The following is a 6,978-nucleotide window of genomic DNA, read 5'->3' as shown; positions in this document are numbered from 1 at the left end:
CCGCCCCGGAGCGCCTGCGCACGATCCTGCGCCAGCCCGTCGCGCCGGTCGAGTCCTGACCCGCGGTCACCAGTCAGGCCGCTGATTCCCATGAGGTCATGGGAATCCCCCACTCACCCTCGGAATGATTCGCAGGTGAGTGAGGAAGAACCATGGTCAGATGCTGGTTCCCATCAACTGATGGGAACCAGTGACGGGCTGCGCGGCTAGGCCTGCCGCTTCGGGATGTTGCGGTCCTTCAGCTCGCGCGCGGCGTACTGGCCGATCTGCCGCGTCGACCAGCCGTCGGACCCGCCTGCGACGGCACCGCCGATGAGCGGCACGCGCCGGGCGACGAGGGTGACGGCGCGGCGGCCGACGGTGCGGGTGATGAGCTCGGCGGTGACCTCGTGGGAGATGATCCGGTCGAGCTCCGGGGAGTGCACCGGCGACGTCGCGAGCGTCATCGGCGGCGACGGCAGCTTGCCCGACTTCAGCAGGTCCTTCACCGCGTCCTCGCCGAGCATGCAGACGAGGATCGCGTTGCGCACCCGCGGGTCGGTGAGGTCGTAGCCGCGGAGCGCGGCCACCCCCGCGACCATGTGCGCCTGCACCAGCGTGACGCCGACGACGTTCGCCGGCACCGACACGGCCACCGCCGCGATGCCGCCCAGGTTCGTCACGAACCCCTGCGCGCCGGCCAGCGCCGTGTGGCGTCGCACGAGACGCGTGATCGCGGCCTCGACGTCGCCATCGGTGTCGACCAGGTGGGCGTCGGCGGCCTTGCGCGCCGACGGGAGCGGCCCGACGCCGTCGATCGCGCGGTCCAGCACCTGGCGGACGAACCCGCCTGCCACCTGGGGAGCGAACTTGTTCGTCGCCGCCACCGCGGCCCTGCCTCGAAGTCCAGCCATGCCCACAATCCTAGGGACGCGCTCGAGGTCCGCCCCCCGAACGGCGGCGGGCCCTACGCTCAGCGCATGGACGAGGCGTTCAGCCGGCAGGTCACGTCGCCGGGCTGGCTCGAGGAGGCGCACGCCTGGATCCACGCCCGCGCCGAGGAGGCGGGGCACGCGCTCGCCGGCCCGATCGAGCAACGTCGGGTGCGACCGTGGTCGACGCAGCTGGTCGTGCCCACCGACCGCGGGCGCCTCTGGTTCAAGGCGAACTGCCGGTCGATGGCGTTCGAGCCGGCGCTGCACGCCCTGCTGGCCGACGTCGCGCCCGACCAGGTGGCCGCACCGCTCGCGGTCGACCCCACACAGGGGTGGATGCTCACCGCCGACCGTGGCGTGACGCTGGGCGACTCTCGCGAGCCCACCCTCGCCGACTGGCGCGGCGTCATGATCGCGACCGCGCGCCTGCAGCGTCGCCTCGTCGACCGTCGCGACGCCGTGCTCGCCACCGGCGTCCCCGACTGCTCGCCCGAGACCGTCCCGGCCCGTTTCGACGCCCTGCTCGAACGCCTCGCGACGCTGCCCGCCGAGCACCCCTCGGCCCTCGACCACGCCGGCGCCACCGCGCTCGCCGGACGTCGCGACCAGCTGCTCGAGGCCGTCGCGCGTCTCGCGTCGTCGAGCGTCCCGGTCACCGTGCAGCATGGTGACGTGCACCCCTGGAACGCCTTCGCCGACCTGCGCGTGTTCGACTTCGGCGACCTGCAGTGGTCCCACGCGCTCGAGGTCCTGAGCGTGCCCTACGGCTGGATCACGACCCGCAGCGCGCTGGCCTGGGACGACGTGCTCGCCACCTACTCCGAGATGTGGTCCGACGTCGCCGACCCGCGCGACCTCGCCGAGCTGCGCGCCGCCACGGCCTTCACGCAGCCCGTCAACCGTGCCCTGACCTGGTGGGACTCCCTCGAGGGGGCCACCGACGAGGAGTGGCGCGAGTGGGGCGAGATGCCCGCGCACCACCTGAGCCGCGTGCTGGAGGCCTGACGTGCCCGCCGTCCCGCTGCCGCCGTCCCCCTGGGAGTTCCGGCCCGAGCTGTGGCCGCGGTCCGACTGCGTCGCGGCCGGAGCCGACCTCGAGCCGTCGACGGTGGTCGAGGCCTACCGGCACGGTGCGTTCCCGATGCCGGACGAGGGCGACCTGCTGTGGTGGTCGCCGATCGAGCGTGGCGTGCTGGAGCCGTCGGCGCTGCGGGTCTCACGGTCGCTGCGCCAGGCGGTGCGCCGGCTGACGGTCACCGTCGACACCGCGTTCGCCGAGGTGGTCGACGCGTGCGCCGACCCCCGTCGGCCCGGCGCCTGGATCGACCGCGGTATCCGCGACGCGTACGTGCGCCTGCACGAGCTCGGCTGGGCGCACTCCGTCGAGACCCGCGACGCCGACGGGACCCTCGTCGGCGGGCTGTACGGACTCTCGGTCGGACGCCTGTTCGCGGGGGAGTCGATGTTCCACCACGCACGCGACGCCTCGAAGGTGGCCCTGGTGGCGCTCATCGACGCCGTCGGGCCCGAGGGGCTCGTCGACGTGCAGTGGGCGACCCCGCACCTGGAGTCGCTGGGGGTCGTGCGGTGGCCGAGGGAGCGGTACCTGGAGGCGCTGCGGGGGCTCATCGACGCTCCCGGCCCCGACTGGGACGCCCTCCGAGGCCCGATATCACGGGCAGAAGGCACGCCGTAGGGGCCGGGGTGCACCGGAATGTCGGGGTTTCCTGCCTAGACTGCTGAGCGCACAACATCCGAACTCTCTAGGAGTCCCCGTGGCTATCTCCCGCAGCGACCTCGTCTCGGCCCTCGCCGAGAAGGCCGACACCACCAAGTCCACCGCCGACGACGTCCTCAGCGCGCTGGCCGACGTCCTGATCGACGCCGTCAGCAAGGGCGAGAAGGTCGCCATCCCCGGCATCCTCTCGGTCGAGCGCGTCTCGCGCGCCGCTCGCACGGGCCGCAACCCCGCGACCGGTGAGACCATCGACATCCCCGCCGGCTACGGCGTGAAGGTGAGCGCCGGCTCGAAGCTCAAGGCTGCCGCCAAGTGAGCTAGGCCCCTCAGCCACGGAGAGGCCCCCCGGACCACACGGTCCAGGGGGCCTTTCCGCGTCCAGGGACGCTCAGCTCACGGTGGGTCGGCCCGCCGCCTCCCACGCGTCCATCCCGCCGGCCAGGTTGACGACGTCGTGGCCCTGCTGCCCGAGCCACGCCGTGGCCCGCGCCGAGCGACCGCCGAGGTGGCAGACGACGAGCGTGCGTGCTTGCGGGTCGAGCTCACCGACGCGCGTCGGGAGGTCGCCGAGCGGCACGTGCACGGCGCCCGGGACGTGCCCCGCGTCCCACTCGTGGGGCTCGCGAACGTCCAGCACGACGAGGTCGTCGGGCAGCGGGTCGGGCAGGTCGGCAACGGTCGTCGTGGGCACGTCCACAGGGGGCTCCTGGAAGGTCTGGCGCCCGTGCGGAGCGGGTCTCACGCGGCGTCCGCGGCGGGAGGTGGGCCACACGGGCTGGATTATCGGCTGCTGACTGGTTACTTTGGACTATATGCACCCGGGCGGAGAACAGGTCGACGGCAACGCCGCAGCGACCACCCGTCCGTCCGCGACCGTGCGTCTGCCGTTCGAGCCGTCGACGCCGAGCATCGCCCGCACCAAGCTCGCCGGCTTCCTCACCGTGCACCGTGCCTCGTCCAGCGTCATCGACGACGCGCTCATCGTGATGAGCGAGATGGTCGCCAACGCCGTCGCGCACGGCCAGCCGTCCGACGACGGCACGATGGAGCTGGCGTGGACGATCGACCCCGAGCGGCAGCTGCTCGAGATCAGCGTCCACGACGACGGCCAGGGCGGGTCGCTCAAGCCGATCGACTTCGACGAGGACTCCCTCAGCGGCCGCGGGCTCTCGATCATCAACCGCGTCGCCGATCGCTGGTGGGTCGACATGTCCGCCGGCACCCGCGTCGGCGCCGAGCTGCCGCTCGCCCGCTGACTCGATCGGTCAGGAGCGACCCTGCGGCCTGCCGCCGCCCGCACCTCTGGCTAGGGTGCGACCCATGGGAAAGAAGTCGCGCCGCACTAAGGCGCCGAAGCCGGCCCGCATGCCCTTCGTCGCCCGCACCTTCGAGGGGCTGCCGCACGAGGGTGACTGGATCGCGCTGCGCGAGTTCGTGCCGTCCGCGACCGCCACGGTCACGCTCACCGACGGCGAGCGGGTGCGCGTGTGCTCGCTGCTGCCCGGTGGTGGCGCCGGCATCCGTCGCCCCGACGGCGAGATCTGGCTCGGCCTGCAGGTGCTGCACAACTACGGCGACGTGAGCCGCGACCTCGCCGGCGCCATCGAGGCCGCCCGCGAGACCGAGCCCGGCAACCCGGTGCGCCTGACCGACCCGGGCGTGGGCGACCGGCTGCAGCAGATCGTCGATCCCGCGTCGTCGTTCGACGTGGAGGTGCACGACGGCTTCGACTTCTGGGTCGAGGGCACCGACGCCGAGGGCTCCGACGCGCTGGCCGCCGCCAACGAGTCCATCGCCCCCACCGAGCGGCTGACGTCGGTCGAGGCGGCCTACTGGGTGCGCATGGGCGACAAGCGCTACCTGCGCTGGGTCGTCACGCAGAGCGAGGCCACGGTGCTCGACGGCTTCGCCCGTCTCGCGGCCGCCGGCGAGGAGACCCTCGGCGAGGGCACGAAGCTCATCGGCATGTTCCGCGCCCACGGGCTGCTGGTGCCGGTGTGGGAGATGGACCCCGCCGTCGTCGACGACGGCGCGGCCGCGCTCGAGGAGCCCGTCGCGGCCCTCGCCCAGCGGCTGGAGGCTGCGATCGCCGACGACGCGCCCCTCACCCAGGAGCAGCGCAACGCCCGCGCCAACCTCACCAGCCGTCAGCTCACCATCCGGTGACCCCGGCCCGTTTGCGTGGGGCCCCACGCAAACGGGCTCGCCCCCACGCAACGGTGCGCATGATCCGCACGTTTGCGTGGGGGAGACGCGCCGCCCCCGACGTGGGACGCTGACCCCATGAGCGAGCTGGACGCGGTCCGACGGGCCGGCATCGAGGTCACCGGCATCGAGATCGTCGACGAGGCGGAGCGCACCGCGAAGCCGTCCGACCTCTTCTGGCCGTGGTTCGCCGCGAACGTGTCGGTGTTCGGCATCTCCTACGGCAGCTTCGTGCTCGGCTTCGGGCTCTCGCTGACGCAGGCGGTGCTCGTGACCGTCCTCGGTGTCGTGGTGTCGTTCGCGGCCTGCGGCCTGGTCGCGATCGCCGGCAAGCGCGGCTCGGCGCCGACGATGATCCTCAGCCGCGCACCGTTCGGCGTCGTCGGCCAGAAGCTGCCCGGCGTCTTCAGCTGGCTGATCTCGATCGGCTGGGAGACGTTCCTGGCCATCACCGCGACCCTGGCCACCGCCACGGTCCTGCGCGAGCTCGGCTGGGGTGGTGGGACGGCCACGAAGGTCGTCGCCTGCGCCGTCATCGCGGCCCTGATCGTCGCCGCGTCGGTCGCCGGGTACCACGTGATCATGCGGATGCAGTCGGTGCTGACCTGGCTCACCGGCGCCGCCACCATCGGCTACATCCTGCTCACGTTCGACCAGATCGACCTCGACCGCGTCACGTCGCTGCCCGGCGGGTCCGGCCAGGCCGTGGTCGGGGCGTTCGTCATGGTGATGACCGGGTTCGGCTTCGGCTGGATCAATATCGCCGCGGACTGGTCGCGGTACCAGCGGCGCGACACGTCGGGCGCGCAGATCGTCGCGTGGAACACGCTGGCCGGGGCGCTCGCACCTGTCGTGCTCGTGGTCTACGGCATCCTGCTCGCGGGCTCGTCGGACACCCTCAGCGCGGGGATCGTGAACGACCCCGTCGGCACGCTCGCGTCGGTCCTGCCGACCTGGTTCCTCGTGCCGTTCCTCGTCGCGTCGGTGCTGGCGCTCGTGTCGGGCGCCGTGCTCGGCATCTACTCCTCCGGCCTGACGCTCCTGAGCCTCGGCGTGCGCATCCCGCGCCCGGCGGCCGCCCTCGTCGACGGCGTCATCCTGACGGCCGGGACGGTGTACGTCGTGTTCGTCGCACAGACGTTCCTCGGGCCGTTCCAGAGCTTCCTCATCACGCTCGGCGTCCCCGTCGCCGCGTGGGCCGGCATCATGATCGGCGACATCGCCCTGCGGCGTCGCGACTACGACGAGGCGGCGCTGTTCGACGCGTCGGGACGCTACGGCGCAGTCGCGTGGACGTCGGTGGCGACGATGGTCGTCGCGTCGGTCGTGGGCTGGGGCCTCGTCGTCAACCAGATCTCCGGGACCGCGTGGAACGACTGGCAGGGCTACCTGATCGAGCCGTTCGGGCTCGGCACCCGTCTGCCTGACGGCGCCGGCTGGGACGGTGCGTGGCCGTACGCGAACCTCGGCGTGCTGGCCGCGTTCGCGATCGGGCTGCTCGTCACCCTCGTCGCGCGACGGTCGGCCGTGCGTCGCCAGGAGGCCGGTGCCGCGTGAGGGTCGGGGCATGACGCGGACCTGGCTGGTCGTCGTCGACCCGCAGCGGGTCTTCGCCGACCCCGGCTCGCCCTGGGGATCGCCCATGTTCGCGGCGACCCTCGAGCCGGTGCGCGCGCTGGCGGCGAGGCTGCCGACGATCGTCACGCGCTGGGTGCCCGCGCCCGACGCCGAACGGGTCGGCTCGTGGCGTGCCTACTTCGACGCGTGGCCTTTCGCCGACCGCCCGGCCGACGACCCGATGTTCGAGGTCGTCCCCGAGCTGGCCGACGTCGCGGCCGCGGCGACCGTGGTCGACGCGCCGACGTTCGGCAAGTGGGACGTCGTGAGGACGGTGACGGGCGAGGCGCCCGACCTCGTCGTCGCCGGCGTCTCGACCGACTGCTGCGTCCTGTCGACCGTGCTCGCCGCCGCCGACGCGGGAGCGACCGTGCGGGTGGCCGTCGACGCGTGCGCCGGCTCGACGCCCGAGAACCACCGTCGCGCCCTCGACGCCATGGCCCTCTACGCGCCCCAGGTCACCCTCGCCTGACCCTCACCCTTGGGGTGGGGCCCCACCCCAAG

At 72.8% G+C, this 6,978-nt stretch carries 9 protein-coding genes; 7 read left to right on the top strand and 2 right to left on the bottom strand.

The window, feature by feature from the left end:
* Nucleotides 1-206: 206 nt before the first annotated feature.
* On the bottom strand, nucleotides 207-893 hold the full coding sequence (locus A6Q79_RS17060; protein ID WP_286689218.1) for an EcsC family protein: 687 nt from the start codon (nucleotides 891-893) through the stop codon (nucleotides 207-209).
* A 66-nt stretch (nucleotides 894-959) separates the two neighbouring features.
* Here A6Q79_RS17060 and A6Q79_RS17055 point away from each other — a divergent pair, with 66 nt between their 5' ends.
* The 3 genes from A6Q79_RS17055 (at nucleotide 960) to A6Q79_RS17045 (ending at nucleotide 2,968) form a co-directional block, all read left to right on the top strand.
* Nucleotides 960-1,919 carry a phosphotransferase gene (locus tag A6Q79_RS17055; RefSeq protein ID WP_286689219.1) on the top strand — a complete coding sequence of 320 codons (960 nt, stop codon included), beginning with the start codon at nucleotides 960-962 and terminating at the stop codon, nucleotides 1,917-1,919.
* A gap of 103 nt (nucleotides 1,920-2,022) precedes the next feature.
* Nucleotides 2,023-2,610, top strand: coding sequence for a leucyl/phenylalanyl-tRNA--protein transferase (gene aat / locus A6Q79_RS17050; protein ID WP_286689259.1), 588 nt, complete (start codon nucleotides 2,023-2,025; stop codon nucleotides 2,608-2,610).
* Between the two features lie 85 nt (nucleotides 2,611-2,695).
* Complete coding sequence (locus A6Q79_RS17045) at nucleotides 2,696-2,968, top strand: HU family DNA-binding protein (protein WP_202967795.1); 273 nt, start codon at nucleotides 2,696-2,698, stop codon at nucleotides 2,966-2,968.
* Nucleotides 2,969-3,040: 72 nt separating this feature from the next.
* Here the strand turns inward: A6Q79_RS17045 and A6Q79_RS17040 are convergent, their stop codons facing one another.
* Nucleotides 3,041-3,349, bottom strand: coding sequence for a rhodanese-like domain-containing protein (locus A6Q79_RS17040; protein ID WP_253021399.1), 309 nt, complete (start codon nucleotides 3,347-3,349; stop codon nucleotides 3,041-3,043).
* 115 nt (nucleotides 3,350-3,464) lie between these two features.
* Here A6Q79_RS17040 and A6Q79_RS17035 point away from each other — a divergent pair, with 115 nt between their 5' ends.
* The 4 genes from A6Q79_RS17035 (at nucleotide 3,465) to A6Q79_RS17020 (ending at nucleotide 6,946) form a co-directional block, all read left to right on the top strand.
* Nucleotides 3,465-3,908: an ATP-binding protein gene (locus A6Q79_RS17035; RefSeq protein WP_286689220.1), complete on the top strand. Its 444-nt coding sequence runs from the start codon at nucleotides 3,465-3,467 to the stop codon at nucleotides 3,906-3,908.
* A 64-nt stretch (nucleotides 3,909-3,972) separates the two neighbouring features.
* Complete coding sequence (locus A6Q79_RS17030; RefSeq protein ID WP_286689221.1) at nucleotides 3,973-4,818, top strand: DUF5926 family protein; 846 nt, start codon at nucleotides 3,973-3,975, stop codon at nucleotides 4,816-4,818.
* 117 nt (nucleotides 4,819-4,935) lie between these two features.
* Nucleotides 4,936-6,414: a cytosine permease gene (locus A6Q79_RS17025; RefSeq protein WP_067860768.1), complete on the top strand. Its 1,479-nt coding sequence runs from the start codon at nucleotides 4,936-4,938 to the stop codon at nucleotides 6,412-6,414.
* 10 nt (nucleotides 6,415-6,424) lie between these two features.
* Entirely contained in the window at nucleotides 6,425-6,946 is a 522-nt protein-coding gene (locus tag A6Q79_RS17020) for a cysteine hydrolase family protein (protein ID WP_286689222.1), read from the top strand.
* Nucleotides 6,947-6,978: the final 32 nt, after the last annotated feature.

Origin of the sequence: Aeromicrobium sp. REDSEA-S32_B7, from assembly GCF_001626145.1 — a bacterium.
Taxonomy (GTDB): domain Bacteria; phylum Actinomycetota; class Actinomycetes; order Propionibacteriales; family Nocardioidaceae; genus Aeromicrobium; species Aeromicrobium erythreum.
Note: the sequence above shows the minus strand (reverse complement) of the source record. Positions and strands in the feature narration are given on the sequence as shown.

What these genes read in the sequence shown, in the direction of transcription:
- A6Q79_RS17030 (WP_286689221.1), top strand. Translation starts at nt 3,973, where the DNA reads ATGGGAAAGAAGTCGCGCCGCACTAAGGCGCCGAAGCCGGCCCGCATG.
- A6Q79_RS17020 (WP_286689222.1), top strand. Translation starts at nt 6,425, where the DNA reads ATGACGCGGACCTGGCTGGTCGTCGTCGACCCGCAGCGGGTCTTCGCC.
- A6Q79_RS17055 (WP_286689219.1), top strand. Translation starts at nt 960, where the DNA reads ATGGACGAGGCGTTCAGCCGGCAGGTCACGTCGCCGGGCTGGCTCGAG.
- A6Q79_RS17060 (WP_286689218.1), bottom strand. Translation starts at nt 893, where the DNA reads ATGGCTGGACTTCGAGGCAGGGCCGCGGTGGCGGCGACGAACAAGTTC.
- A6Q79_RS17025 (WP_067860768.1), top strand. Translation starts at nt 4,936, where the DNA reads ATGAGCGAGCTGGACGCGGTCCGACGGGCCGGCATCGAGGTCACCGGC.
- A6Q79_RS17035 (WP_286689220.1), top strand. Translation starts at nt 3,465, where the DNA reads ATGCACCCGGGCGGAGAACAGGTCGACGGCAACGCCGCAGCGACCACC.